The organism is Gammaproteobacteria bacterium (assembly GCA_017999615.1).
Taxonomy (GTDB): Bacteria; Pseudomonadota; Gammaproteobacteria; order JAABTG01; family JAABTG01; genus JAGNLM01.
Genome location: JAGNLM010000013.1, coordinates 25915 through 51889, shown reverse-complemented (window position 1 = coordinate 51889; position 25975 = coordinate 25915). Strand labels below are relative to the sequence as shown.

At 72.8% G+C, this 25975-nt stretch carries 25 protein-coding genes and 2 tRNA genes; 18 read left to right on the top strand and 9 right to left on the bottom strand.

The window, feature by feature from the left end:
- Nucleotides 1–405 precede the first annotated feature (405 nt).
- Complete coding sequence (gene msrA, locus KA217_10215; protein MBP7712815.1) at nucleotides 406–1764, bottom strand: peptide-methionine (S)-S-oxide reductase MsrA; 1359 nt, start codon at nucleotides 1762–1764, stop codon at nucleotides 406–408.
- On the opposite strand from msrA, the gene KA217_10210 reads away from it, so the two are divergent.
- The gene (locus KA217_10210) at nucleotides 1724–2119 is read left to right on the top strand and encodes a DUF4332 domain-containing protein (protein ID MBP7712814.1); all 396 of its coding nucleotides are present in this window, start codon (nucleotides 1724–1726) and stop codon (nucleotides 2117–2119) included. The genes msrA and KA217_10210 overlap by 41 nt on opposite strands.
- Nucleotides 2120–2262: 143 nt before the next feature.
- Here the strand turns inward: KA217_10210 and KA217_10205 are convergent, their stop codons facing one another.
- The 4 genes from KA217_10205 to KA217_10190 all read right to left on the bottom strand — a co-directional run bounded on the left by KA217_10205 (nucleotide 2263) and on the right by KA217_10190 (nucleotide 6321).
- Nucleotides 2263–2634: a NifB/NifX family molybdenum-iron cluster-binding protein gene (locus KA217_10205; protein MBP7712813.1), complete on the bottom strand. Its 372-nt coding sequence runs from the start codon at nucleotides 2632–2634 to the stop codon at nucleotides 2263–2265.
- Entirely contained in the window at nucleotides 2631–4667 is a 2037-nt protein-coding gene (locus KA217_10200; GenBank protein MBP7712812.1) for a M3 family metallopeptidase, read from the bottom strand. Before KA217_10200 ends, KA217_10205 begins: the two co-directional genes overlap by 4 nt.
- A 98-nt stretch (nucleotides 4668–4765) precedes the next feature.
- Nucleotides 4766–5731 carry a hypothetical protein gene (locus tag KA217_10195; protein ID MBP7712811.1) on the bottom strand — a complete coding sequence of 322 codons (966 nt, stop codon included), beginning with the start codon at nucleotides 5729–5731 and terminating at the stop codon, nucleotides 4766–4768.
- Between the two features lie 23 nt (nucleotides 5732–5754).
- A complete protein-coding gene (locus KA217_10190) occupies nucleotides 5755–6321 on the bottom strand; it encodes a LemA family protein (protein ID MBP7712810.1) in 567 nt (188 codons plus the stop codon).
- 201 nt (nucleotides 6322–6522) lie between these two features.
- Between KA217_10190 and gcvT the strand changes: the two genes are divergently transcribed.
- From gcvT to gcvPB, 5 genes are all read left to right on the top strand, one after another.
- Nucleotides 6523–7605 (top strand): glycine cleavage system aminomethyltransferase GcvT, encoded by a 1083-nt coding sequence (gene gcvT / locus KA217_10185; protein ID MBP7712809.1) that lies wholly within the window; start codon nucleotides 6523–6525, stop codon nucleotides 7603–7605.
- A gap of 92 nt (nucleotides 7606–7697) precedes the next feature.
- A complete protein-coding gene (gcvH, locus tag KA217_10180; protein MBP7712808.1) occupies nucleotides 7698–8093 on the top strand; it encodes a glycine cleavage system protein GcvH in 396 nt (131 codons plus the stop codon).
- A gap of 21 nt (nucleotides 8094–8114) precedes the next feature.
- Entirely contained in the window at nucleotides 8115–9524 is a 1410-nt protein-coding gene (gcvPA, locus tag KA217_10175) for an aminomethyl-transferring glycine dehydrogenase subunit GcvPA (protein ID MBP7712807.1), read from the top strand.
- Nucleotides 9525–9536: 12 nt separating this feature from the next.
- On the top strand, nucleotides 9537–10034 hold the full coding sequence (gene tpx, locus KA217_10170) for a thiol peroxidase (GenBank protein ID MBP7712806.1): 498 nt from the start codon (nucleotides 9537–9539) through the stop codon (nucleotides 10032–10034).
- Nucleotides 10035–10107: 73 nt separating this feature from the next.
- Nucleotides 10108–11583 carry an aminomethyl-transferring glycine dehydrogenase subunit GcvPB gene (gene gcvPB, locus KA217_10165; protein ID MBP7712805.1) on the top strand — a complete coding sequence of 492 codons (1476 nt, stop codon included), beginning with the start codon at nucleotides 10108–10110 and terminating at the stop codon, nucleotides 11581–11583.
- Here gcvPB and KA217_10160 read toward each other — a convergent pair.
- The 4 genes from KA217_10160 to KA217_10145 are packed head-to-tail and all read right to left on the bottom strand — an operon-like array spanning nucleotide 11580 to nucleotide 15608.
- Nucleotides 11580–12395 (bottom strand): HesA/MoeB/ThiF family protein, encoded by an 816-nt coding sequence (locus KA217_10160; GenBank protein ID MBP7712804.1) that lies wholly within the window; start codon nucleotides 12393–12395, stop codon nucleotides 11580–11582. The genes gcvPB and KA217_10160 overlap by 4 nt on opposite strands.
- Before the next feature lie 13 nt (nucleotides 12396–12408).
- Nucleotides 12409–13248 (bottom strand): peptide chain release factor N(5)-glutamine methyltransferase, encoded by an 840-nt coding sequence (gene prmC / locus KA217_10155; GenBank protein ID MBP7712803.1) that lies wholly within the window; start codon nucleotides 13246–13248, stop codon nucleotides 12409–12411.
- 4 nt (nucleotides 13249–13252) lie between these two features.
- The gene (gene prfA, locus KA217_10150) at nucleotides 13253–14335 is read right to left on the bottom strand and encodes a peptide chain release factor 1 (protein MBP7712802.1); all 1083 of its coding nucleotides are present in this window, start codon (nucleotides 14333–14335) and stop codon (nucleotides 13253–13255) included.
- 4 nt (nucleotides 14336–14339) lie between these two features.
- Entirely contained in the window at nucleotides 14340–15608 is a 1269-nt protein-coding gene (locus KA217_10145) for a glutamyl-tRNA reductase (GenBank protein ID MBP7712801.1), read from the bottom strand.
- A 190-nt stretch (nucleotides 15609–15798) separates the two neighbouring features.
- Between KA217_10145 and KA217_10140 the strand changes: the two genes are divergently transcribed.
- From KA217_10140 to cas6e, 12 genes are all read left to right on the top strand, one after another.
- Nucleotides 15799–17583 (top strand): tetratricopeptide repeat protein, encoded by a 1785-nt coding sequence (locus KA217_10140; GenBank protein ID MBP7712800.1) that lies wholly within the window; start codon nucleotides 15799–15801, stop codon nucleotides 17581–17583.
- Nucleotides 17580–18200: an outer membrane lipoprotein LolB gene (lolB, locus tag KA217_10135; protein MBP7712799.1), complete on the top strand. Its 621-nt coding sequence runs from the start codon at nucleotides 17580–17582 to the stop codon at nucleotides 18198–18200. The genes KA217_10140 and lolB overlap by 4 nt, the downstream gene beginning before the upstream one ends.
- Nucleotides 18197–19090: a 4-(cytidine 5'-diphospho)-2-C-methyl-D-erythritol kinase gene (gene ispE / locus KA217_10130; protein MBP7712798.1), complete on the top strand. Its 894-nt coding sequence runs from the start codon at nucleotides 18197–18199 to the stop codon at nucleotides 19088–19090. The genes lolB and ispE overlap by 4 nt, the downstream gene beginning before the upstream one ends.
- Nucleotides 19091–19162, top strand: a tRNA-Gln gene (locus KA217_10125).
- Between the two features lie 51 nt (nucleotides 19163–19213).
- On the top strand, nucleotides 19214–20155 hold the full coding sequence (locus tag KA217_10120; protein MBP7712797.1) for a ribose-phosphate diphosphokinase: 942 nt from the start codon (nucleotides 19214–19216) through the stop codon (nucleotides 20153–20155).
- Nucleotides 20156–20281: 126 nt separating this feature from the next.
- The gene (locus tag KA217_10115) at nucleotides 20282–20908 is read left to right on the top strand and encodes a 50S ribosomal protein L25/general stress protein Ctc (GenBank protein ID MBP7712796.1); all 627 of its coding nucleotides are present in this window, start codon (nucleotides 20282–20284) and stop codon (nucleotides 20906–20908) included.
- A 39-nt stretch (nucleotides 20909–20947) separates the two neighbouring features.
- Entirely contained in the window at nucleotides 20948–21568 is a 621-nt protein-coding gene (pth, locus tag KA217_10110; protein MBP7712795.1) for an aminoacyl-tRNA hydrolase, read from the top strand.
- A gap of 85 nt (nucleotides 21569–21653) precedes the next feature.
- Nucleotides 21654–22745, top strand: coding sequence for a redox-regulated ATPase YchF (gene ychF, locus KA217_10105; protein ID MBP7712794.1), 1092 nt, complete (start codon nucleotides 21654–21656; stop codon nucleotides 22743–22745).
- 90 nt (nucleotides 22746–22835) lie between these two features.
- Nucleotides 22836–22912 (top strand) — tRNA-Met (locus tag KA217_10100).
- Nucleotides 22913–23631: 719 nt separating this feature from the next.
- The gene (locus KA217_10095; protein MBP7712793.1) at nucleotides 23632–24609 is read left to right on the top strand and encodes a hypothetical protein; all 978 of its coding nucleotides are present in this window, start codon (nucleotides 23632–23634) and stop codon (nucleotides 24607–24609) included.
- 299 nt (nucleotides 24610–24908) lie between these two features.
- The gene (casB, locus tag KA217_10090) at nucleotides 24909–25343 is read left to right on the top strand and encodes a type I-E CRISPR-associated protein Cse2/CasB (GenBank protein MBP7712792.1); all 435 of its coding nucleotides are present in this window, start codon (nucleotides 24909–24911) and stop codon (nucleotides 25341–25343) included.
- A complete protein-coding gene (gene cas6e / locus KA217_10085) occupies nucleotides 25340–25948 on the top strand; it encodes a type I-E CRISPR-associated protein Cas6/Cse3/CasE (GenBank protein ID MBP7712791.1) in 609 nt (202 codons plus the stop codon). The genes casB and cas6e overlap by 4 nt, the downstream gene beginning before the upstream one ends.
- Nucleotides 25949–25975: the final 27 nt, after the last annotated feature.

The window sequence follows — 25975 nt, the reverse complement described above, 5'->3', positions numbered from 1 at the left end:
ACGAGCTGATCCCGATGATGCCCGCGCAGCGTCTGCGTCCGCTGGTACAGCGCTTCGGCGAGATGTTGCTCGGGCAACGGACGTTCACAGCGGTGTTTGGACTCGCCTAAATGAGGGGATGGCTGAGCCCCGCGATCCCACTCCCCATGCCATCGTCCGTCATCCAGATCCCGAAGGTCTGATAGTCCCATCCCAGGTACCGGGACCGGGACCGGGCATACAACACCAACTTGTCCTCTGCTGCGTTGATGGCCGCCCCTAATATGGTGGGTCGCCTCCTGACCAGAGACCAGCCTCATCTCGGCCAGTTTTCAGGGAGCGTGGGGTGCCCGGACGCTGGGACCGCACTCGAGGTCCTGCCCGCAGGCATTGCCCCGTCCGCAGGCGTGCCTCGGTCCGGAACGGCTACCTCTCCCCGGCGTCCGGCACGAACTTCAGCACGTTGCCGTTGATGCAGTAGCGCTCGTGGGTGGGCGGGGGGCCGTCGTCGAAGACGTGGCCCAGGTGGATGCCGGAGCTGGCGCTGCGCACCTCCACGCGGCGCATGCCGTGGCTCGTGTCCTCGTGCAGGGTGAGGGCGCCGGGCACCGGGTTGAAGAAGCTCGGCCAGCCGGTGCCGCTCTCGAACTTCGCGTCGCTGCGGAAGAGCGGCGCGCCGCTCACCGGGTCGACGAAGGTGCCGGGGCGCTTCTCGTCCAGGTGCGATCCCGTGAAGGGGCGCTCCGTGCCCTGCTCGAAGGCGATCCGGCGCTGCTCGGGGGTGAGGAGCCGCTGGCCGAGCCAATTCCAGAACCGCCCGGCGTCGCCGTCGTAGCCGGTGTAGCGCGAGACTTCCCGCCCCTGCTCGAAGAGCACGATCGTGGGTGTCGCGAAGAGCGCCTTCTCCAGCGTCCAACCGACGGGGACCTCGGCACGCAGGGTCCGCGCGACCGGCACCTCGGCCTGCCAGCGGGCGAGGACGTCGGCCTCGAACTGTCTGCAGAACCCGCAGTCCGCGGCCTCGAAGACCACCAGCTGGCGGTCCCGGGCGAGGGCCTGACCGTCCAGGCGTGCCGCGGGCTCGGCTGCTCCGGCCGGCGCGGCAGCCATGGCGGGCCCCGCCTGGCCCGCTCCCGCGGGTCCGGTCGCGCTCGGTGCGGCGGCCGCGCCAGCGTCCGCGGCGGGCCGCTCCGCCGCCGGGTAGCGCACGCCGGTGCCACCGAGGCCGCAGTAGCCCCTCGGGTTCTTCTTCAGGTAATCCTGGTGGTAGTCCTCGGCGCGGAAGTACGCCTGGAGCGGGGCGATCTCGGTGGTGATGCTGCCACGGCCGGCCGCGGTGAGCGCCCGCTGGTAGGCCTCGCGCGTCTTCTGGGCGACCTCCTCCTGCGCCGCGCCGCGGGTGTAGACGGCGCTGCGGTAGTTGCTGCCGACGTCGTTGCCCTGGCGGTCGCCCTGGGTCGGGTCGTGGCTCTCCCAGAACTTCGCGAGCACCGCCTCGAGCGTCACCCTGGCGGGCTCGAACGTCACCTTCACCACCTCGGCGTGGTTGCGCTTGGGGGGCGTCCCGGGGTCGCGCCGGGCCGCCACCCCGGAGCGCAGGGCGCGCTCGTGGGCGAGGATCGCCTCGTAGGTGCCCGGAACCTCGCCGTTCGCGTAACCGCTCTCCACGTCGAGGACGCCCGCAAGCTCGCCCATGCGCCTCTCGGCGCCCCAGAAACAGCCCATGCCGAGGACGATGGTCTCGATGGGTGTGTCGGTCACGCGGAGCTCATCGTTTGCGGACATGGCAGGTGCTTCCTCGCTACAGCCGGTGAGGGACGCGCCCAGGGCGAGGCACAGGAGCAGGATCCGGGTCACGCGGTGCTTCCAGCCATCGGGAATTTGTGGGGTCAACGCCTGCAGCCTACGCGCCGACCTCGCCCGCGTCAAGGGCATCGGCGAGGAGTATGCGGACCTGCTGGAGCTCGCCGGCGTCGACACCGTTCCCGAGCTCGCCCGGCGCAACGCCGTCAACCTGCACAAGAAGCTCGTCGAGGTGGCCGAGGAGAAGAAGAACGTGGTGCGCCGCGTGCCTGCCGCGAGCGAGGTGACCAAGTGGGTGGCCGCCGCGAAGGAGTTGCCGCGGGCCGTCAAGTACTGAGGCGCTGATTGAGGCGCTGACCCGGTACGAGGGGGGCGCCGAAGCCCCCCTGACCCGCTGTCCGGGGGGCGTGGCCTCGAGAGGGGACGCGCCCTCCGGGCATCACCGGCGAACTGCCCGGCGTTGCCCGGAGAGCCGGGGTTTCACCCGTGGCCGTGGGCCACACTCTCCGCGCACGGTGCGGCGCTCTTCAGCTTGCCGCCGAGGAAGTGCTCCAGCGCCTCGCGTACGGTTCCGCTGGCGCCGGTCGCCGTCTCGATTCCGAGCTCTTCGAAGAACTGGATCGCCCGCCCGCCCATCCCGCCGCTCAACATCACGTCGGCCTGCTGCCGCTTGATGAATGCGGGGATCTGTCCGGGCTGGTGCGCCTCGGCGAACGGGTTCGGCATGCCCTGCACGTCGCCCACGCTGCCCTCGGTTACCTCGACCAGGATGAAGAACGGGGCGTGCCCGAAATGCTGGCACACGGGGCTGTCCAGGCCGTCGTTGCTCTCTGCGGTGACTGCGATCTTCACTGGGCATTCTCCTGATGGATGGGGATGCCGTGGTGGCGCAGCAGCGCTTCGATGCGCGGCTCGCGCCCGCGGAAGGCGATGAACGACTCCATCGGCTCGCGGCCGCCGCCCCGCTCCAGCACCTCGGCGAGGAGATCACGACCGGTGGCGGCGTTGAGCACGCCTTCTTCCTCGAAACGGGAGAACGCGTCGCTCGAAAGGACCTCCGCCCACTTGTAGCTATAGTACCCGGCGGCGTACCCGCCCGCGAAAACGTGGGTAAACCCGTGGGGGAAGCGGTTCCACTCGGGGGGGCGCAGGACCGCCACCTCCGCACGCACCTCCGCCAGCCGCTCCAGCACCCGGGCGCCCTGCGCGGGGTCGTACTCCGCGTGCAGGCGGAAGTCGAAGAGGCCCATCTCGATCTGGCGCAGCATCTGCAGGCCGGCGTGGAAGTTCTTCGCCGCGCGCATCTTCCCGAGCAACTCGGCGGGCAGCGGGTCGCCGGTCGCGTGGTGGCGGGCGAAGAGCGCGATGGCCTCGGGCTCCCAGCACCAGTTCTCCATCAGCTGACTGGGCAGCTCCACCGCGTCCCACGCCACCCCGTTGATCCCCGCCGCGCTCGGCTCGTCGACCCGCGTGAGCAGGTGGTGCAGCCCGTGCCCGAACTCGTGGAAGAGGGTCGTCACCTCCTGATGCGTCAGCAGCGAAGGACGCTCCCCGACGGGCGGCGAGAAGTTGCAGACGAGCCAGGCGACCGGGTGATGGAAGCGCCCCCCCACGCGGGAGCGGCCGATGCAGGACCCCATCCAGGCGCCGCCGCGCTTGTGGGGGCGCGCGCAGGGGTCGAGGTAGAACTCCCCGCGCAGCTCGCCGCCGGCGTCGCGGATCTCGTAGAAGGTGACCTCGGGGTGCCAGGTGTCCACCCCGTCGCGGCGGCGGATGGTGACGCCGAAGAGGCGCTCGGCCACCCCGAAGAGCCCCTGCAGCACGTCGGGGAGCGCGAAGTACGGGCGCAGCTCCTCCTGGGAGAAGGCGTAGCGCTCCTCGCGCAGGCGCTCGGCGTAGAAGGGGACGTCCCAGGCCTCGAGCCGCGCAAGGGCGTCGCGCCGGCGGGCGTAGGCGGTGAGCTCCTCGAGCTCCCGCAAGGCCACGGGGCGGGCGTGGGCCGCGAGCTCCCGCAGGAACCGGAGCACCTCTTCCGGGGAGCGTGCCATGCGCTTCGCGAGCGCGTAGTGGGCGTAGCTCGGGTATCCCACGAGGCCCGCCAGCTCGTGGCGCAGGCGCAGGATGTCCTCCATCAGCGGGCCGTTGTCCCAGCGCCCGGCGCGCGGCCCCGTCTCGGAGGCGCGGGTCGTGTAGGCGGCGTACATCTCCTCGCGCAGGGAGCGGTCCCGGGCGTGGCTGAGCACCGGGAGGTAGGAGGGCATGTCGAGCGTGAGCACCCAGCCCTCGAGACCACGGCCCTCGGCGACCGAGCGGGCGAGGGTGAGGGCCGTCTCGGGCAGGCCCTCGAGGCGGGTCTCGTCGGTCACGTGCAGATCCCACCCGTGGGTGGCGTCCAGCACGTTCTGGGCGAAGCGGTTGGTCAGGGTGGCGAGCTCGGCGGAGAGGGCGCGGAAACGCTCGCGCGGCGCCGGGGGGAGGTCCACCCCGGCCAGGTGGAAGTCCTTCAGGGCCTCGTCGACGACGCGCCGGCGGGTGGCGTCGAGCCGGCCGTACTCCGCGCCCTCCCGCACGGCGCGGAAGCCCCGCTCGAGGTCGGTGTTCTGGCCCACCTCGGTCCAGAAGTCCGAGAGTTTCGGCAGGCACGCGTCGTGCGCCTGGCGCAGCGCCTTCTCGTCGGCCACCGCGTTCAGGTGCTCCACCGGCGCCCAGAGCCGCGAGACGCGGTGCTGCAGGGCCTCGAGCGGCGCCACCAGGGCGTCCCAGGTCGGCTCCGCGCCCGGGCCGGTCAGCCCGGCGATGGTGGCGCGGGCCTCCGCGAGCAGGGTGTCCACGGCCGGCACCACATGCTCGGGCCGGATGCGGGAGAAGGGCGGCAGGCCCTCCATCGTCAGCAGGGGGTTTTCGTCGGTCACCGGCAGCTCCCTCGGCCTCGGGGTGAGCCGAGAGGATAGGGGGTCAGTCCGCCCGCGTCAGCCTGGCCGGCTCAGCCCACCCAGGTCTGCTGGCTCACCCAGACGGCCAGCGCGGCGGCGCCGAGGGACAGGACGAGCAAGGCCGCGGCGCGCCAGCGGTAGCGCCGGGCGAGCGTGTCCTGGTGCACGGCGGAGAGCAGGAACGGGCGGCCCGGGGTCGGTGGCGCGGAGAGCACGTGGGTCCCCAGGTGGGCGGACCGGTCGGCTCTGCGGCGCAGCACCTCGGTCACCGCCGCCTTGCGCACGGTCTCCCACTCCGCGGGGCCGACCGCCCCGTCACCGTCGGCGTCGAAGGTGCGCATGCGGGCCCGGTCGCGCTTCCACTCCGCCAGCAGGGCGCGCACGTCCTCGTGCACCGGGGTCTGGTCGGCCGGCCCGCCGACGGTGCGCAGGTTGCCGACGGCGTGGAGCGGGTCACCGGGGCGGATCAGCTCCTCGCGGTAGCGGTAACGGCCGCTGAAGAGCGACAGCGCGGACTCGCGCGGGGGCGGGCCGCCGGGCACGCGCTCGATGCCGTACCAGGTCTGGTTGAGTGCGGGAGTGACGTCCGCACCGTCCGGGTCGACGACGCACTCGCCCGTCTCGTCCACCAGGCGGAAGAGGGCGTCGCTCACCCCGTTCTCCACCATGCGCCACTCCCTGCTCCCGCTGCGGCTGTCGCGCTCGCGCACGTCCACCCGGTAGCGGTACCAGGCGCAGGCGCGCCCCGACAGGGGCGAGAGCACGGGCGTCCCCGGCAGGAGCTCGGCCGTGCCGGAGAGCTCCACGTAGCCCTGGGCCGCGGAGCGCAGGCGGGAGGTGGGGACGTCCTCGACGACCCGGGCGCGCTTCAGCGCGCGGAACGCGGCGAAGAGCGCCCACAGGGAGATCCCCGCGACGAGGAGCGCGAAGAGCAGCGGGGCGAGCGGGGAGTCCGCCGTCGACGCCCCGAGCGGACCCGCCCCGCCTACGGCTGTGCCCAGCCCCGCCCCGCTCACGGGTGCGCCGTGCCCGGCCGCGCTCAGCCGAAGAGCGTGCGCAGGCTCGGGTCGGCCTTCTCTTCGGTCGCGAACTCGAGCAGCGGCATGCTGCCGAAGCCGAACGTGCGCGCCACGACCAGGTCGGGGAACTGCTCGATGCGCACGTTGTTCAGGTTGACGCTCTCGTTGTAGAGCTCGCGCCGGTCGGCGATGTCGTTCTCGAGCCCGGTCACCCGCGCCTGGAGGTGCTGGAAGGTCTCGTTGGCCTTGAGCTCCGGGTAGGCCTCGACCACGGCGAAGAGCTGCATCAGCCCCGAGCGCAGCTGGCCCTCGGCCTGACCGAGGGCGGGGATGTCGCCCTTGGACTGTGCGGCCGAGACGGCGGAGCGGGCCTTCATCACCCGCTCCAGGGTCTCCTGCTCGTAGCGCATGTACTGCCGGCAGGCCTCGACCAGCTTCGGCAGCTCGTCGTGGCGCTGCTTGAGCAGCACGTCGATGTTCGCCCAGGAGCGCGCGACGCCGTGCTTCAGCGCGACCAGCTGGTTGTAGATGAGCACGCCGTAGGCGGCCAGGATCACCACGGTGGCGATCACGATGTAGGTCGTCATGTGGGTGTCGAAGCTCACGTGGAATTCCTCCGCCGAGTGTACCCGCCGCGCCACCAGGGCGCCCGAAACGCCATAGCGACCTGGGAGCGCCCGGCTGAAGCGCGCCCCCCGGGGCGGGGTTTGCACCCCCCGGCGCGCCGCGTATAGTCTTTCCCCACTCGCCGGAGCGTCTCTCCCAACTCGCCGGAGCCCTGCCCGACCGTGGGTCAACGCACACCTCTTTACGCCGCGCACGTCGCTGCCGGTGCCCGCCTGGTGGATTTCGCCGGTTGGGACCTGCCCCTGCACTACGGCTCGCAGCTCGAGGAGCACCGGGCGGTGCGCACGGGCTGCGGCGTCTTCGACGTCTCCCACATGGGGGTCGTCGACGTGACCGGCTGGGGCGCCGTCGACTTCCTGCGCCACGTTTTCGCCAACGACGTGGGGCGCCTCGCGCGCGCGGGCCAGGCCCTCTACACCTGCATGCTGAACCCCGCCGGGGGGGTGCTGGACGACCTGATCGTGTACCGACTCGAGGCCGGCTACCGCCTGGTCGTGAACGCCGCCACGCGGGCGCACGACCTCGCCTGGCTCGAGAGGCTGGGCGCGGGCTTCTCCGTACAGCTCGACGAGCGCCGCGACCTGGCGATGATTGCCGTCCAGGGCCCGCTCGCCCGGGACACGGTGCACGGCCTGCTGGACGCGCCGCTCGCCGGGGAGGCCGCGTCCCTCGGCCGCTTCCAGGCCGGGTCCCTCGGCACCTGGTTCGTGGCCCGCACCGGTTACACGGGTGAGGACGGCTACGAGGTCATGCTGCCCGCGGGGGAGGCCCCGGGGCTCTGGGACCGTCTCCTCGGGGCCGGGGCGCGGCCCGCGGGCCTTGGCGCCCGGGACACCCTGCGCCTGGAGGCGGGCCTCAACCTGTACGGCGCGGACATGGACGAGGAGACCTCGCCCCTCGAGAGCGGACTCGCCTGGACCGTCGCCTGGATGCCCGCCGAGCGTCAGTTCGTGGGGCGCGAGGCCCTCGAGGCCCAGCGTGCCGCGGGGCCTGCCCGGAGCCTGACGGGCCTGCTGCTCGAGGGGCCCGGGGTGATGCGCGCCGGCCAGGTGGTCCTCGTCGGCGGGGCCCCGGAGGGCGTCGTCACGAGCGGGGGGTTCGGGCCCACGCTCGGACGCTCCATCGGTCTCGCGCGGGTGAGCTCGGCCGCGAGCGGGCCGGTCGAGGTGGAGATCCGGGGGCGGCGAGTGCCGGCGAGGCGGGTGGTCCCGCCCTTCGTGCGCTTCGGCAAGCCCCTGGTGTAGCAGGCGGGCATGCGCCGGCTCCGGCGCCCCGGGCGGACGCGCCGCCCGGCGGGCGCCTCGAATTCGACATCTTTCATTGGGGGTGACCGCGAATGAGCCACATACCGGAAGAGCTGCGCTACAACGACTCCCACGAGTGGGTGCGCCAGGAGGAGGACGGCACGGTGACGGTGGGGATCACCGACCACGCCCAGGCCCAGTTGGGCGACCTCGTGTACGTGGAGCTCCCCGAGCCCGGGGCGTCCCTGCAGGCGAACGAATCGCTCGGGGTGGTGGAATCGGTGAAGGCGGCTTCCGACATCTTCAGCCCGATCGGCGGCCGGGTGGTCGCCGTCAACACGGCGCTGGCCGACGCGCCCGAGCAGGTGAACGCCGACCCCTACGGCGACGGCTGGCTGGTGCGGCTCGCCCCGGAGGACCCGGGCGAGATCGGGGCGCTGCTCGACAGCGAGGGCTACCAGGCCGTGCTGGACTCCGAGAACGAATAGGCGGCTCGAGGGCGTGACCGGGTGAGCTACATCCCGCACACCCCCGAAGACCTGCGCGAGATGCTCCGCGCGGTCGGGGTCGAGAGCGTCGACGAGTTGTTCGCCGAGATCCCGCCCGGGCTGCGGTCCGCCGGGCTGGAGCGTGTGCCGGGCGCGCTCTCGGAGCTCGAGGTGACGCGGCTGATGCAGGCGCGGGCCGCCGACGACGCGGGCGCGCTCTGCTTCATCGGCGCCGGGGCCTACGACCACTACGTGCCGGCCGCGGTCTGGGAGATCGCGGCGCGCGGCGAGTTCTACTCCGCCTACACGCCCTACCAGGCCGAGGCGAGCCAGGGGACGCTGCAGCTCCTCTACGAGTTCCAGTCGATGGTGACGGCGCTGACGGGGCTCGACACCGCCAACGCCTCGCTCTACGACGGGGCCACCGCGCTCGCCGAGGCGGTGCTGATGGCCGCACGGGTCTCGCGCAAGGGCGGGGCCCGGCGGGTGCTGGTGCCGAGCACCGTGCACCCCGCCTACCGGCGCGTGGCTCACACCATCGTCCGGCACCAGGGCATCGAGGTGTCCGAGCTGCCCTACGGGGCCGCCGACGGGCGGGTCGACCCCGCCGCGCTCGAGGCCCTCGACCCTGAAGGGGCCTTCGCGCTGGTGGTCCCCCAGCCCAATTTCTTCGGGGTCCTGGAGGAGGTGGACGCGCTCACCGAGTGGGCGCACCGCCACGGCCTGCTGGTGGTGGGGCTGGTGAACCCGCTCGCGCTCGCCCTGCTGCGCCCCCCGGGCGAGTGGGGCGGCGGCGGGGCGGACATCGCCTGCGGCGAGGGGCAGCCTCTCGGGGCGCCGCTCTCCTCGGGCGGGCCCTACTTCGGCTTCCTCTCCTGCAAGCGTGCCCTCGTGCGCCAGATGCCGGGGCGCATCGTCGGGCGCACCGTGGACCTCGACGAGCGCCCGGGCTACACGCTCACCCTGCAGGCCCGGGAGCAGCACATCCGGCGCTCCAAGGCGACCTCCAACATCTGCACCAACCAGGGGCTGATGGCGACCGCGGCCGCGATCCACATGGCCGTCGCCGGGCCCCAGGGGCTGTGCGCCGCGGCGAGCGCGAGCCACCGCAACACCGCCGACCTGGCGCGCCGGGCCGCGGGCATCCCCGGCGTGCAGTGGGTGTTCCAGGGACCCTTCTTCCACGAGGCGGTACTGCGGCTGCCCGCCCCGGCCCACGCGGTGCTGGCGGCGATGGCGGCCGAGAACGTGCTGGCCGGCTATCCCCTGGAGGACGAGTACCCGGAGCTGAAGGACTGCATCCTGGTCTGCGCCACCGAGAAGCGCACGGCCGAGGACCGCGCGGCCTACCTGCACCTCCTGCAAGAGGTCCTGGCGCGGTCTGCCGGAGGCGCCCCCCGGACCGGAGAGCCTGCGACAACCCCAACCTGAGGAGCATCCCCCATGGCGACCGTCACCCTGAAAGGGAACCCCATCCACACGAACGGCGACCTGCCCGCGGTGGGCAGCCAGGCCCCGGATTTCCGGCTGGTCGACAAGGACCTGCGGGACACGGGCCTCGCGGACTTCGCCGGCAAGCGCAAGCTGCTGAACATCGTGCCGAGTCTCGACACGCCGGTGTGCGCGATCTCGACCCGGAAGTTCAGCGAGCACGCCCGAGGCCGCGGCGACGTCGCGGTGCTCATCGTCTCCGCCGACCTGCCGTTCGCCGCCGGGCGCTTCTGCTCGACCGAGGGCATCGACAACGTGGTAACGCTGTCGATGATGCGCTCGCGCAGCTTCGCCAAGGACTACGGCGTGCTGATCACCGACGGCCCGCTCGCCGGCATCGCCGCGCGCTCCGTGGTGGTCCTCGACGCCCACGACCGCGTCGTCTACACCGAGCTCGTGCCGGAGATCCTCCAGGAGCCGGACTACGAGAAGGCCATCGCTGCGCTGTGAGCCCCCTCACGCCAGGCCTCGCCCGAGCCCGAGTCCGCAGCTGCCGGCCCGTCCGCCGTCGAGGTGCGCCACGGTGTTGATCTTCGAACAGTCGCGCCCCGGCCGGCACACGGGGACGCAGATCGCCCCGGGCGCCGGTGACACGCCCGACATCCCGGAGCGCTTCCTGCGCGAGACGCCGCCCGCGCTGCCCGAGGTCTCGGAGCTTCAGGCGGTGCGCCACTACACGCGCCTGTCCCAGAAGAACTTCTCCATCGACACCCACTTCTACCCGCTCGGGTCGTGCACGATGAAGTACAACCCGCGGGCCTGTCACCGGCTCGCCAGCCTGGCGGGGTTCCTCGACCGCCACCCCGCGGCGCCGCCCTCCCACAGCCAGGGCGTGCTCGCGTGCCTGTACGACCTGCAGGAGATCCTGAAGGCGGTCACCGGCATGGCCGAGGTGTCGCTCGCGCCGATGGCGGGCGCCCAGGGCGAGCTGGTGGGAGTCGCCATGATCCGCGCCTACCACGAGGCCCGCGGAGACCGGGAGCGGGTGGAGATCCTGGTGCCGGACGCCGCCCACGGGACCAACCCGGCGAGCGCCGCCATGTGCGGGTACCGGGTCCGGGAGGTGCCGACGGACCGCCACGGCGACGTGGACGCGGCGGCCCTGCGCGAGGCGGTGGGTCCCCAGACGGCGGGGATCATGCTCACCAACCCCTCGACCCTCGGCGTCTTCGAGCGGGGCATCGAGGCGATCGGCCGCACGGTCCACGAGGCCGGCGGGCTGCTCTACTACGACGGGGCCAACTTCAACGCCATCCTCGGGAAGGTGCGCCCGGGCGACATGGGCTTCGACGTGGTGCACCTGAACCTGCACAAGACCTTCTCGACGCCCCACGGTGGCGGCGGGCCGGGCGCGGGCCCGGTCGGGGTGAGCGAGCGGCTCGCCCCGTTCCTGCCGGTGCCGCGGGTCGCGCGCGAGGGTGATGGCGAGGGCGAGGGCGAGGGTGGGCGCTACCGCTGGCTCGCCGAGAAGGACTGCCCCCGGAGCATCGGCCGCTTCTCGGCCTTCGCCGGCAACGTGGGGATCCTGCTCCGGGCCTACGTGTACGCGCGCCTGCTCGGGCGCGAGGGCATGCCCCGGGTCGCCGAGTACGCCACCCTCAACGCCAACTACCTGGCCCGCCGGTTGGCCGACGCCGGCTTCGAGCTGGCCTTCCCCGAGCGCCGGGCGACCCACGAGTTCGCGGTGACGCTGAAGCGCCTGGTGCGGGAGACGGGCGTGAACACCATGGACGTGGCCAAGCGGCTCCTCGACTGCGGCCAGCACGCCCCGACCACCTACTTCCCGTTGCTGGTCCCGGAGTGCCTGCTGATCGAGCCGACCGAGACCGAGGCCCGGGAGACCCTCGACGCCTTCGTCGCGGCCATGGTCGAGATCCTGGAGGCCGCGCGCACCCGTCCCGACTTCCTGAAGGGCGCCCCCTACACGACCCCGGTGCGCCGCCTCGACGACGTCCGCGCCGCCCGCGACCTCGACCTCGCCTGGCGCCCGCCGTCCTAGGGCGCGCGGGGGCCGCAGACCGGGCAGGCCGGGTCGCGGCGCAGGCGCAGGGTGCGCCACTCCATGGAGAGGGCGTCGAGGACCAGGAGCCGGCCGGCGAGGGTCTCCCCGGCCCCGAGCAGGACCTTGAGGACCTCCGTCGCCTGCACCGAGCCCACGATCCCCACGACCGGGCCGACGACACCGGGCGCGCCGTCGGGCGCGCCGCCCTCGCCGCCCGCGCCGCCCGCGCCGCCCGCGCCGCCCTCGGCGCCCTCGGCGCCCTCGCTGCCCTCGCCGCCCTCGGGGTACAGGCACCGGTAGCAGGGGCCGCCGCCCTGGTCCGCGCGGAACACCGTCACCTGGCCCTCCCAGCGCGTCACGGCGCCGGAGACGAGGGGGCGGCGGGCCTCGACGCAGGCGGCGTTCACGGCGAAGCGGGCGGCGAAGTTGTCGGTCGCGTCGACCACCACGTCCGCCGCCCGGGCGGCCGCGAGGAGCTCTTCCCCCTCCAGGGCCCGCGGGACGGGCACGACCCGCACCCCGGGGTTCAGGGCGGCCAGCCGGTCGCGCGCCGACTCGACCTTCGGGCGCCCGATGTCGGGGGTCCGATGGATGACCTGGCGCTGCAGGTTGGAGAGGTCGACCCGGTCGGGGTCCACCAGCGTCAGCTGGCCCACCCCCGCCGCGGCCAGGTAGAGCGCGAGGGGCGAGCCCAGGCCGCCCACGCCCACCTGCAGCACCCGCGAGGCCAGCAGCCGCTCCTGTCCCCGCTCACCGATGCTGGGGAGCAGGAGGTGCCGGCGGTAGCGCTGGAGCTCTTCCCGGTTCACCGGCTCTCCCGGTTCACGGGCGGTGGCCCTCGGTCACGCGGTCCCGGCCGGCGAGGTCCGCGAGCGTGCGCACGTCCCGGTAGCCGAAGCGGCAGAGGGTCTCGCGCACCCGCGGGCCCTGGTCCTCCCCGTGCTCCAGGAGCAGCCAGCCCCCCGGGCGCAGGTGCGCCGGGGCGGAGCGGGCGATGCGCCGGACCGCCTGGAGCCCGTCCGGACCCCCGACGAGCGCCTCCCGGGGCTCGAAAGCCGCGTCGCCCCGGCCGAGGTGCGGGTCGTCCTCCGCCACGTAGGGGGGGTTCGTGACGACGACGTCGAGCGAGTGCTCCGCGAAGGGCTCGCACCAGTCCCCCCGCACCAGGCGGACCCCCCGGGGGGCGAGGCGGCGGACGTTGGCCGCGGCGACCGCGAGGGCGCGCGCGGACCGCTCGACCCCGACCACGAAGGCCTGCGGGCGTTCCCGCGCGAGGGCGAGGGCGACCGCCCCGCTGCCGGTGCCGAGGTCGGCGACCCGGAGCGGGGCGTCGGCGGGGATGCGCTCCAGCGCGCCCGCCACCAGGGTCTCGGTCTCCGGGCGCGGGATCAGGGTGCCGGGCGCGACCTCGAGGTCGAGGGACCAGAACTCCCGCCGGCCCACCAGGTAGGCGACCGGCTCCCCCCCCGCCCGCCGGGCCGCGAGTGCGGCGAAGCGGGCCCGGGTCTCCGCGTCGAGGGGCTCGTCCGAGTGCCCGTAGAGATAGGCGCGGTCGCGCCCCAGCGCGTGGGCCAGCAGCACCTCGGCGTCGAGGCGGGCGCTCTCGTGCCGGCCGGCCAGGAGGCGGGCCGCGCGGGCGAGGGCGGCGCCGAGGGTCTCCACGGCCTCAGCCGCCGATGGCGGCGAGCTGCTCGGCCTGGTGCTCGGCGACGAGGGGGTCGACCAGGGCGTCGAGACCCCCGTCGAGCACGTCCTGCAGGCGGTACAGGGTCAGGTTGATCCGGTGGTCGGTCACCCGGCCCTGGGGGAAGTTGTAGGTGCGGATGCGCTCGGAGCGGTCCCCGCTGCCGATGAGGCTCTTGCGGGTGGCCGCTTCCTCGGCCGCGCGCCGGTCGCGCTCCGCGGCGTAGAGCCTGGCCTGCAGGAGCGCCATGGCCCGCGCCCGGTTCTTGTGCTGGGAGCGCTCGTCCTGGCACTCGACGACGATCCCGCTGGGCAGGTGCGTCAGCCGGATCGCCGAGTCGGTCTTGTTGACGTGCTGGCCGCCGGCCCCGGAGGCCCGGTAGGTGTCCACCCGCAGGTCGGCCGGGTTGATGCTCACCGCCTCCATCTCGTCGGCCTCGGGCAGCACCGCGACCGTGCAGGCGGAGGTGTGGATGCGGCCCTGGGCCTCGGTCTCGGGCACCCGCTGCACCCGGTGGCCGCCCGACTCGAACTTCATCCTGGAATAGGCCCCGCGGCCGATGAGCCGCGCGATGAGCTCCTTGTAGCCCCCGTGCTCCCCGGGGCTCGCACTGAGCACCTCCACCTCCCAGCCCCGGGCCTCGGCGTAGCGCGAGTACATCCGGAAGAGGTCGCCCGCGAACAGCGCCGCCTCGTCGCCACCCGTCCCGGCGCGGATCTCGACGAAGAGGTTGCGCTCGTCGGCGGGGTCCCGGGGCAGCAGCAGGCGCTGCAGCTCCTGGTCGAGCTCCTCGTGCCGGCGGGTCGCCTGCTCGACCTCCTCCGCGGCGAGCTCCCGCAGCTCCGGGTCGGCGTCGGCCTGCATCTCCCGCGCGGCCAGGAGCTCGGCCCCGACGCCGCGGTAGCGGCGGTAGGTGGCCACCAGCGGCTCGAGCTCGGCGTACTCGCGGGACAGCGCCCGGAAGCGCTCCTGGGCCCCGATCACCTCGGGGTCGGCGAGCAGCGCGCTCACCTCCTCGAGGCGCTCGTCGAGGGTCTCGAGCCGCTCGCGCAGGGAGCTCTTCACCGCCTCAGTCCCGGGGCTCGGTCGGCGCCAGTCCGAGGATCTCCCGGCCGGCGTCCAGCAGGTCCTGCCGCCCCTCGAAGCCCGCTCGCCGCAGCTGAACGCAGGGCCCGTGGGCGAGCTTGTTGGTGAGGGTGCGGGCGAGGAAGAGCACCGTCTGCGCGGGGTCGGCCCCGCGGGCCAGCATCCGCTGGGCCTTGGCGAGGACCTCGTCGCGCATGCCCTCGGCCACCGTGCGGTACTCGCAGATGGAGGGCACCGCCGACTGGGCGTGCAGCCAGCCCATGAAGTGCGAGACCTCCGTGTCGATGATGTCCTCGGCCTCGGCGGCGGCCTCCTGGCGGGAGCGGCGGTTCTCCTCGATCACCGCCTCCAGGTCGTCCACCGTGTAGAGGTAGACGTCCTCCAGCTCCGCGACCTCGGGCTCGATGTCCCGCGGCACCGCGAGGTCGATCATCAGCATCGGGCGCCGGCGCCGTGCCCGCACCGCCTGTTCCACGGTCGCCCGGTCCAGGACCGCGGTCGGGCTCGCGGTGGAGGCGACCACGATGTCGGCCTCGGGCAGGTGCCGGCCGAGGTCCGGCAGTCCGATGGCGTAGCCGCCGAGCTCGCCCGCGAGGCGCAGGGCGTTCTCCACCGTGCGATTGGCGACGATGACCCGCCCGATCCCCTGCTGGCGCAGGTGGCGCCCGGCGAGCTCGATGGTCTCGCCTGCGCCGATAAGCAGCGCGGACTGGGCGCCGAGGTCGGTGAAGATCTGCTGCGCCAGGCGCACCGCGGCGAAGGCGACCGACACGGGGCTCGCGCCGATGGCGGTGTCCGTGCGCACCTGCTTGGCCACCGCGAAGGTGTGCTGGAAGAGCCGCCCGAGCACCCGCCCGATGGTGCCCGCCTGCGTCGCCCGGCGGTAGGCGTCCTTGACCTGCCCGAGGATCTGGGGCTCGCCGAGCACCATGGAGTCGAGGCCGCTCGCCACCCGCAGCAGGTGCTGCACGGTGGAGCGCCCGTTGTGGGTGTAGAGGTAGGGCCCCACCTCGTCGCGGCCCAGGCGGTGATAGCGCCCGAACCAGTCCACCGCGTCGTTCACGTCGGCCTTCGGGGCCTCACAGTACACCTCGGTCCGATTGCAGGTGGAGAGGATCAACGCCTCCTCCACGCCGGCGCTGTTCACGAGGTCGCGCAGGGCCTCGCCCACCCGATCGGGGGCGAAGCTCACCCGCTCGCGGATCGCGACCGGCGCCGTCTTGTGGTTTATGCCGAGTGTAAACAGCAACATACTGGAGGCCGGCTGTGGAGCACCGCATTGTGAGAGATGCAGCCGAGCAACACAAGCCGGGCGCGTGCGCCAGACGGGGCGCCCCTTGCCTTGCACCGGCCCGTCCCGCTGCGCTAGTGTCTCGCCGGACTCACCTCCACCAGGCCCGCCGCGCCGTCTCCCACGCCGAGCCTCAGCCGGACGCGTCCCGATGCCCCTAGCCCTGGACCAAGCCCTCGCGCGTTTCTCCCCACCCCTCCTCGCGCTCTTCGTGGTCGCGGGCTGCGCCGCGCTCGGCTCGCCCCAGGCCCCCGGGTCGGAGGCCGTGCCCGCGCCGGAGGCCGCCCCCGCGCAAGCCGTGACCCCGCCGGACAGCGCGCTGGCGCCCGCGCCGGCCCCGCGCAGCCGTACCCCGGTCGAGAAGAGCCTCGTCTACCGCCTGCTCGTCGCCGAGATGGCCGGTCGGCGGGGGCAGCTCGACGTGTCCGCCACCCACTACCTGGCGGTGGCCCGCGAGACGCGAGACCCCGAGGTGGTGGAACGCGCGGTGCGCATCGCTGCGGCGGCCGAGGACGACGCGGCGACGCTCGAGGCCGCCCGGCTCTGGGTCGAGGTGGCCCCCGAGAGCCACGAGGCCCGCCGCGTGCTCGCCGGGATCTATCTGCGGGCCCGGCGGGTGGAGGACGCCGTCACCGAGATGCGGGTGCTCTTCGGGCTCCTCAAGACGACGCCCGCCCAGACCTACTCGCTGCTGGTGGAGATGCTCTCCCGCGAGCGCGACCAGGAACTGGCCCTCGCTGCGATGGAGCGCTTCGTCGCGGGGCAGGAGTCCGACCCGCTCGCCCAGTCCGCCCTCGCGAGCCTCGCCGCCCGCGGGGGCAAGCTCGAGCGCGCGGCCTCCATCCTGCAGCAGGTCCTGCAGAGCCGCCCCGACGACCCGGGCACCGTCCTGCTCTACGCCCAGGTCCTGCAGACCCAGGGCAAGGCCCGGGAGGGCATCGACCTCCTCGCCGGGGCGCTCGCCCGGCGCCCGGGCGAGACCGCCCTGCGGGTCGCCCACGGCCGCCTGCTGGTCGCGGACAAGCGCTACGAGGACGCGATCGCGGAGTTCCAGCGCGTGGTCGACGCCCACCCCGACAACGGCGATGCCCGCCACGCCCTCGCGCTGTTGTACCTGCAGACCGAGAAGCTCGACGAGGCCGAGCGCCACCTGCGGTCCCTGTCGGTGCGCGGCGCCCGCCAGAACACCGCCCGGTTCTACCTCGGCCACGTCGCCGAGGCCCGGGGCCGGGTGGACGAGGCGATCAGCTGGTACGGCCAGGTGGAGCAGGGCGACAACCTCGTGGACGCCCAGGTGCGCCTCGGCGTGCTGCTCGCGCGCCAGGGCCGCCTCGACGAGGCCCGCCAGCGGCTGCAGAGCGTGGAGACCTCGAACGGCAAGGACCGCGTGCGCCTCGTCCTCGTGGAGGCCGAGTTGCTGGTGGACGCGGGGCGCCTGCAGGACGCGCTCACAGTGCACGACCTAGCGCTCCAGGAGTTCCCGGACGACGCCGACCTGCTCTACGCCCGCGCGATGGTGGGCGAGAAGCTCGACCGCCTGGACCTCCTCGAGGCGGACCTGCGCGCCATCCTGTCCCGGGACCCCAACCACGTGCAGGCGCTGAACGCCCTCGGCTTCACCCTCGCCGACCGCACCGACCGCTACCAGGAGGCCCACGACCTCATCGTCCGGGCACTCGCCCAGCGCCCCGACGACTACTACATCCAGGACAGCATGGGCTGGGTGCTCTTCCGGCTGGGGCGCCTCCCCGAGGCGCTCGAGTACCTGCGCCGGGCCGCGGCCCAGAGCGACGACGTGGAGGTCGCGGCCCACCTGGGCGAGGTCCTGTGGGCGAGCGGTGACGAGGCCGGCGCGCGGCAGGTGTGGGACGCGGTGTTGAAGCGCGAGCCGGGCAACAAGCGCATCACCGAGCTGATGCGCCGTCTCGCGCCGTGAGCCCCCTCCGTGGCTTCCGCCTGCTGGCCCTGGGGCTCGCCGCGCTGGCAGTCGAGGCCTGCGCGCCGTTCCTGCTGACGCCCGACCAGCTGGCCGCCCGGGCGGTCCTCGACTCCCGGCGCACCGCCCTCGAGCCGCTCTCCGAGTGGCAGGCGGTCGGCCGGCTCTCGGTGCAGTCCGGCGAGCAGGCCTGGCACGCGAGCCTCGTCTGGCGCCAGGAGGGCGAAGACTACCGGATCCGCCTCCTCGGCCCCCTCGGCCAGGGGGGCGTGGAGATCGCCGGCGGTCCCTCCGAGGTCACCCTGCGCACCGGGACGGGCGCGTCCTACTCGGCGGTGAGCCCCGAGACCCTGATGCAGGAGCGCCTCGGCTGGTGGGTGCCGGTGCGCGGCCTGCGCTACTGGCTGCTCGGCCTCGCGGACCCCGATGTCGGTTGGGCCCGGGGCCTGGTCGACGGCGAGGGGCGGCCCGCCGGCCTCTCCCAGGACGGGTGGGAGGTGCGCTACCTCGCCTGGCTCCCCCAGCAGCCGGTGCCCCTGCCGGCGCGGGTGGAGTTCGAGCGCGAGGACGTGCGGGCGAAGATCGTCGTGAACCGCTGGGACCTCGGCGGCTCGTGACGGCCTCCCGTTGGCCGGCGCCGGCCAAGCTCAACCTCTTCCTGCGCGTCACCGGCCGGCGGCCCGACGGCTACCACTCCCTGCAGACGGTGTTCCAGTTCCTGGACCTCGCGGACGAGGTGGAGCTCCGCGTGCGCGGGGACGGGGCCGTGCACCGGGTCTCCGGCCTCGCGGAGGTGCCGCCCGAGCAGGACCTGGTGGTCCGTGCGGCCCGCCTCCTCCAGGCCGAGACCGGCACAGGGCTCGGCGTGGACCTCGCCGTCGGCAAGCGCATCCCCGCGGGCGGCGGGCTCGGGGGCGGCAGCTCGGACGCGGCGACCACGCTGGTGGCCCTCGACCGGCTCTGGGGGCTCGGCCTCGGCGTGGAGCGGCTCGCGGCCGTCGGCCTGCGCCTGGGGGCGGACGTGCCGGTGTTCGTGCGCGGGCACGCCGCCTGGGCCGAAGGGGTGGGCGAGGTGCTCGAGCCGGTCGCCCTCGACGAGCCCTGGTACCTCGTCGTCGACCCCGGCTGCGCGGTGTCCACGGCGGCCGTCTTCGCCGATCCGCAATTGACACGCGATAGCCCCCTCCTGAAAATACGCGGTCTTTTCCACGCAGCCGAGGGCGGGCTGCCCGCTGCGACCGTCGCCGGGCTGCTCGCGGCGGCGGGCAACGACTGCGAGCCCCTGGTGCGCCGGTGCCATCCGCCCGTCGACCAGGCGCTGCGCTGGCTGGAGGCCCGGGCGACGGCCCGCATGACGGGGACCGGCGCCTGCGTGTTCGCCGTGCTGGGGAGCGAGGCCCAGGCCCGGGCGCTCGCGGCGGACCTGCCGCCACCCTGGCGCGGCTTCGTGGCGAGGGGGCGCAACGTGTCCCTGCTGCTCACGGCCGGCGCCGCGCCGGCCCACTGATGGGGCGTGGCCAAGTGGTAAGGCACCGGATTTTGGTTCCGGCATTCCCAGGTTCGAATCCTGGCGCCCCAGCTCTACGCAACCGTGCCTTCTCGGGGGGGGACAGTGTCTGACGGCAGCTCCATGATGGTCTTCGCGGGGAACTCCAACCATCCCCTGGCGGAAGCGCTCGCTCGGCACCTGAACATGGCGCTCGGCAAGGCCGTCGTGGGCACCTTCAGCGACGGCGAGGTGATGGTGGAGATCATGGAGAACGTCCGGGGCAAGGACGTCTTCGTGGTCCAGTCCACCTGCGCCCCCACCGCCCACAACCTGATGGAGGCGCTGGTCATGGTGGACGCCCTCCGGCGGGCCTCGGCCCGGCGGATCACGGCGGTCTTCCCCTATTTCGGCTATGCGCGCCAGGACCGCCGCCCGCGCTCGGCGCGGGTGCCGATCACGGCCAAGGTCGTGGCCCGGATGGTCGGGGTGGTGGGTGCGGACCGCGTCCTCACCATCGACCTCCACGCCGACCAGGTCCAGGGCTTCTTCGACGTGCCGGTGGACAACGTGTACGCCTCGCCCGTGCTCCTCGGCGACATCTGGCGCCGGCACATGTCGAGCCGGATCCGGGTCGTCTCCCCGGACGTGGGCGGCGTGGTGCGGGCCCGGGCGCTCGCCAAGCGCCTGGACGACGCGGAGCTCGCCATCATCGACAAGCGCCGCCCCCGCCCGAACGAGGCCCGGGTGATGCACGTGATCGGCGACGTGGAGGACCGGGACTGCATCATCGTCGACGACCTGGTGGACACCGCCGGCACGCTCACGGAGGGCGCCCGGGCGCTGAAGCAGGCGGGCGCCCGCAAGGTGGTCGCGTACTGCACGCACCCGGTGCTCTCGGGCCCCGCGGTGAAGAACCTCGAGGCCTCGGTGCTGGACGAGCTGGTGGTGACGGACACCATCCCCCTCGCGCCCGAGGCCGAGCGCTGCGAGCGCGTGCGCCAGCTCAGCATCGCCGAGATGCTCGCCGAGAGCATGCGCCGGATCAGCACCGAAGAGTCGGTGAGCTCGCTGTTCGTCGATTAGGTTTGGATCGGGCGTCGACCAGGGTCGGACCAGGGTCCGATCAGGTTTCGATTGGCGTCTCCCTGGTCGCGGGGAGGCGGTTTGGCCGTCGCGAGACGGCGTGTGGAGTACTACGGGAGAAGGGGCATGAACGAGTTCGAGCTGAGCGCCGAGCGCCGGGCCGACGTGGGGAAAGGTGCGAGCCGCCGCCTGCGCCGTGACGGCAAGGTCCCGGCGATTGTCTACGGCGGAGACGATGAGCCGATGCCGGTCACGCTCATCCAGAACGAGCTGAACCGCCGGCTGGAGAACCAGGCCTTCTATTCGCACGTGCTGACCCTGAACCTCGGGTCGGAGACCCAGAGCGTGGTGCTGAAGGACATTCACCGCCACCCCTACAAGCGCCAGCTCCTGCACGTGGACCTGCAGCGGGTCAGCGCCAGCCGCCGTCTGCACATGCGCGTGCCGCTGCACTTCATCAACGAAGAGGCCTGCGTGGGGCTCAAGGCCGGCGGCGTCGTCCACCGCCTGGCCACCGAGGTGGAGGTGGGCTGTCTGCCGAAGGACCTGCCGGAGTTCATCGCCGTCGACCTGGCGGGCGTCGAGCTGGGCCAGGGCGTGCGCCTCTCCGAGCTGGTGCTACCGGCCGGGGTCGAGCTCTCCCACCCCGTCAGCGAGGAGACCGACCGGCCGGTGGTGATGGTGGCCCGTCCCCACGGCGGCGAGGAAGCGCCTGCCGCGGAAGCGGCGGCCACTCCCACCCCTGCGCCGTAACGGGGCTGCCGGGCCGGCGTGGCTGCGGCCCTCGCGCTCGTGGCGGGGCTCGGGAATCCCGGGCCCCGCTACGCGGACACGCGCCACAACGCGGGGTTCTGGTTCCTGGACCGCCTGGCGGCGGACCGGAGGCTCGTCTTTCGCCGCGCGGCGAAGTTCCTGGGCGAGGTCGCCGAGGCGGACATCGGCGGCCGGGTCTGGCTGCTCAAGCCCGAGACCTTCATGAACCACAGCGGCCAGTCGGTGGCGGCCCTCGCCGGCTTCTACCGCCTGGACCCCCAGCAGGTCCTGGTGGTCCACGACGACCTGGACCTGCCGCCGGGCACCGTGCGCCTCAAGCGGGGCGGCGGCCACGGCGGCCACAACGGGCTGCGCGACATCCTGGCCTGCCTGGGCAGCGACGACTTCCTGCGCCTGCGGGTGGGGGTCGGCCACCCGGGGCCCGGGGGTGACGTGGTGAGCTACGTGCTGAACCGCCCCCTGGCCGAGGAGGCGCGCCTGATCCACGAGTCGATCGGCCGCGCGCTCGAGCTTCTTCCGCGCATCGCGTCCGGTGACGCGGCACGGGTGATGAATCTGTTGAACGCCAGGCCCCGCCCGCCGGCCGCGGAGGGGGAGGGCAAGGGTACCGGGGAGGGCAAGGGTACCGGGGAGGGGTAAGCCTTCGCCGGAGGCCAGAGGCTCGGACCAGGCTTGGACCAGGCTTGGACCAGGCTTGGACTAGGAAAGGGGACGCGTCGTCACCATGGGCTTTCGCTGCGGCATCGTCGGTCTTCCCAACGTCGGCAAATCGACGCTCTTCAACGCGCTCACGGCCAACCAGATCCCGGCCGAGAACTACCCCTTCTGCACCATCGACCCGAACGTGGGTGTGGTGCCCATGCCCGACGCGCGGCTGGACGCGCTGGCGGCCATCGTCAAGCCGGCAAAGGTCATCGCCACGACGATGGAGTTCGTGGACATCGCAGGTTTGGTGGCGGGGGCCTCCCGGGGCGAGGGCCTCGGCAACAAGTTCCTCGGCAACATCCGCGAGACCCAGGCCATCGCCCACGTGGTGCGCTGCTTCGTGGACCCGGACGTGGTCCACGTCTCCGGCAAGATCGACCCGCTCGGGGACATCGAGGTGATCGACACCGAGCTCGAGCTCGCGGACCTGGAGGCCGTGGAGCGCGCCCTGCAGAAGGCGGCGAAGGCGTCCAAGGCCGGCGACAAGGAGGCGCTTGCCCAGAAGGCCCTCCTCGAGCGGGTGCTGGAGCACCTGGGCGCCGGCAGGCCCGTGCGCTCCATGGACCTCGCGCGCGAGGAGGCCGAGCTCCTGCGCCCGCTCTTCCTCCTCACCCAGAAGCCGGTCCTCTACCTCGCCAACGTGGCCGAGGACGGCTTCCACGACAACCCCTTCCTCGACGCCGTCACCCGTCGCGCCGCGGAGGAGGGCTCCGAAGTGGTCGCGGTCTGCGCCAAGATCGAGGCCGAGCTGGCCCAGCTCGCCCCCGCGGAGCAGAAGGAGTTCCTGGCGGACCTCGGGCTCGAGGAGCCGGGCCTGAACCGGGTCATCCGCGCCGGCTACCGCCTGCTGCACCTGCAGACCTTCTTCACCGCCGGCCCGAAGGAGGTCCGCGCCTGGACCATCCCCGTCGGCGCCACCGCGCCCCAGGCCGCCGGGAAGATCCACACCGACTTCGAGCGCGGCTTCATCCGCGCCGAGGTCATCGCCTACGACGACTACATCCGCTACGGCGGCGAGCAAGGCGCCAAGGAGGCCGGCCGCCTGCGGCTGGAAGGCAAGGAGTACGTCGTCGCCGACGGCGACGTGGTCCACTTCCGGTTCAACGTCTAAATGGGGTCGAACTCGATTTCGCCGACCTCGACCTGGCCGGGCGCTTGCCCGCGGAAGGCCTTTTCCGATATCGTTCGCAGCCTTCACTGCGGCTACGTAGCTCAGCCGGTTAGAGCGCGGCACTCATAATGCTGAGGTCGGTGGTTCGATCCCACCCGTAGCCACCACCAGAACAGCAATCTCTTCAACAGCTTACGCGGCCCTCCCGGCCGCCGAGCTCGCCCGCGCACTCGTGCCGCGCACGCAAGTGAAGAGCCGCTCCTGCGCGGCCTCACGGCGGTGAGCCAGGAGGCCCTCGGGGGGCTGGTGAAGCCGCTGCGGGCCTTCCAGCGGCTCCTGACCGCGGCGGTCACCGCCGATCCGGCCTTCATGCTCCGGAACTTCGTGCGCGATGCGCTGCATGCCTGGACCATCTCCGAGCACGCCTTCCGCCCCGGGGTGGACAGCGTGCGGGGGGCGCTGAAGACGCTCCGCGAGAGCGGGGGGCTGAGGGACATGATGTTCGCCGGGGCCTCGTTCATGGGCGGGTACGTCAACGCCGGGGACCCGGGGGAGGTCGCCCGCGCCATCCGCCGGGCGCTGCGGGCCCGGGGCTACGACGCGGCGGCCGCAGATCGCTACCTCGCGACCGTCCTCGACACCCCCGCCCGGCTCTGGGAGAAGTACCGGAGCCTCGGGGATGCCCTCGAGAACGCCAACCGCGAGGCGACCTTCGAGGCGACCCTGCGCGCGACCGGCTCCACGACCGAGGCTGCCTACCAGGCCAAAGACCTGATGGACTACTCGATGCGCGGCAACTGGACGCTCTTTCGCCTCTTGGGCGACGTGCTGCCGTTCTTCAACGCGCGGCTCCAGGGCCTCTACAAGCTCGGGCGCGCGGGGGGCGTTGAGTCGGCCCCAGATCCTCGCCCGCGGGGCGTTGATCGCGCTCTTCTCGCTCGCGCTCCTCGCGTTGAACCACGACCGGGAGGACTACGAGGCGCTCGAGGAGTGGGACCGGGACGCGAACTGGCACTTCTGGCTCCCGGACGGGCAGGGCGGGACCCAGCACCTGCGGCTGCCCAAGCCGTTCGAGATCGGGCTCCTCTACGGCACCGTGCCCGAGCGCGTGGCCCGCAACCTCCTCGGGCGCGACGACACGAAGACCTCCTTCGAGCGCCTCCTCTGGGCTATCCGCGACACGCTCGCCTTCGACCCGGTGCCCCAGGCCGTGAAGCCGCTCGCCGAGCTCTACGCCAACCGGGATGCCTTCACCGGCCGGCCCATCGAGGGGCTGGCGGATGCCGGCAAGCGGCCCTTCGCCCGCTACGACGAGTCGACCAGCGCCAGCATGCGCGCGCTCGGGTCCTTCACCTCGGAGGCGACCGGGGTCTCGCCGAAGCAGCTGGAGCACCTGTGGCGGGGCTACCTCGGGGCGCTCGGGGCCTACGCGCTGGAGGCGGCCGACATCGCCGTGCGTTGGGCGGAGGGCGCACCGCCCCGGGCGGAGCGCCGCTGGGACGAGGTGCCGGTGGTGAAGGCGTTCGTGCGCGAGTCCCCGGCCTTCTCGACGAGGTATAGGACCGAGCTCTACGAGATGGCGCGCGAGGCCGAGGAGCTCTACCGGACGGTGCGGACGCTCCAGGAGGAGGGCCGGGGGGAGGAGGCGCGGGCGCTGGCGGAGGAGAACTCCGAGAAGCTCGCGGCGCGGCCGGGGCTCAAGCGGGCGACGGAGGGGATGAGCCAGACCCGGGCCCAGATGGACCGGGTGCAGCGGGCGGCGGAGCTGAGTCCTGCGGAGAAGCGGGCGCGGCTGGACGAGCTGATCGGGCGGCGGAACGCGCTCGCGAAGGCGGCGGTGGAGAGGGCGGGGGGGGCGTCTTGAAAATTTTCCTTCAGGACCGCCGGAATTCAACAGCCTGCTAGGTCGAGGGAAGACGGTGGCGGCTTCTCAGACGATGTCCCCACGAGGTTGCCGTCATTAGGGAAGCAGCGGAGGCGGTAGTTGATCCCGGTCAACAATCGCTTGCGCGGACTCGGTTCCACTGGGGACTTTGGAAGGGGGGGGCGGTGCGCCATGGGCGGTAGAGCACGCGCTTCTTCGCGTGGCGCCCGAAGGGCGGGCGCCTTGTAGCGCAGACCGCCGGGGACGCTGCCGGGGACGTGGACCGTGGGGGTAAACACGTGGCAGAAGAGATTGACTGGACGAAAGTCGTTTCTTGGCACCGAGACCTGAGCCGTGGCGAGCGGGCCGAGCTGCGGCGGGCGGCGCCGGCTGAGGACGTCGCTTTCTCGCCCGCGTTCGCCCGGTTGCTGAACGCGCTGCCGGGCGTGGACTGGCGGCGCCTCGCCGTGGTCGCGAGCCTCCTTGCCCGAGTGAGCGACCATGACGGCCGGCGCTCGGTCGCTGCGGCCTGTGGTGGCGTGGTTCGGGAAGGCCGAATGCGCCGGCTCGTGGAGACGACCGTGCGCGATGAGCTGCCCGCGCAGCTTGGCTCGATTCTTCGACTGCTCGGCGGGTCGGCGAACGTCGCCGACTTGGCAGCCGGTGTTTACTACTGGGGCGACCATGTCCGTCGCCAGTGGGCGATGGACTACTACACCGGGGGCAGGGGGTGAGCGCTTTCATCTCGCGGGTTGCGCTTCGCCCCGAAGGGGCAGCGCGATACCGCCATTGGCTCGCAAGCGGAGCCTACGGAGAGCACCAGCTCCTCTGGCAGCTCTTCCCGCAAGGGGGACGAGCACCGTTCCTGTACCGTTGGTTCGAACCGCAGAGCCCCGCGTTCCTCATCTCTGGGGTGGCTCCGCTCCCTGATCATCCGGCGTGGAGAGTGGAGAGCAAGCCCTTTGCGCCGCAGTTGCGCGAAGGTGATCGGCTCGCCTTTGTTCTGCGGGCGAACGCCACGGTCTATCGTGAGGGGCATCGCCACGACGTTGTCATGGATGCCCGAGCCCATGGTGACGCGCGCGCTCGTCTGGAGGTTGCCAACGAGCTTGGGCTCGCGTGGCTCTCGCGCCAGGGCGAGCGGCACGGTTTCGCACTGGAGGATGGCCATGTCTCCTATTACGGTCAACTGCGCGCCCGCGGCATCAGCGTGGGCGTCATGGATTTCGAAGGCAAACTCAGAGTGACGGATCAGGAGTCCTTCGCCCTTGCCCTTGTGCAGGGGGTGGGTCGTGCCCGCCGCTTCGGCTGTGGGCTCTTGCTCGTGCGTCGCGCCTGAGGCACGGCTATCCCCCAACAATCGCCA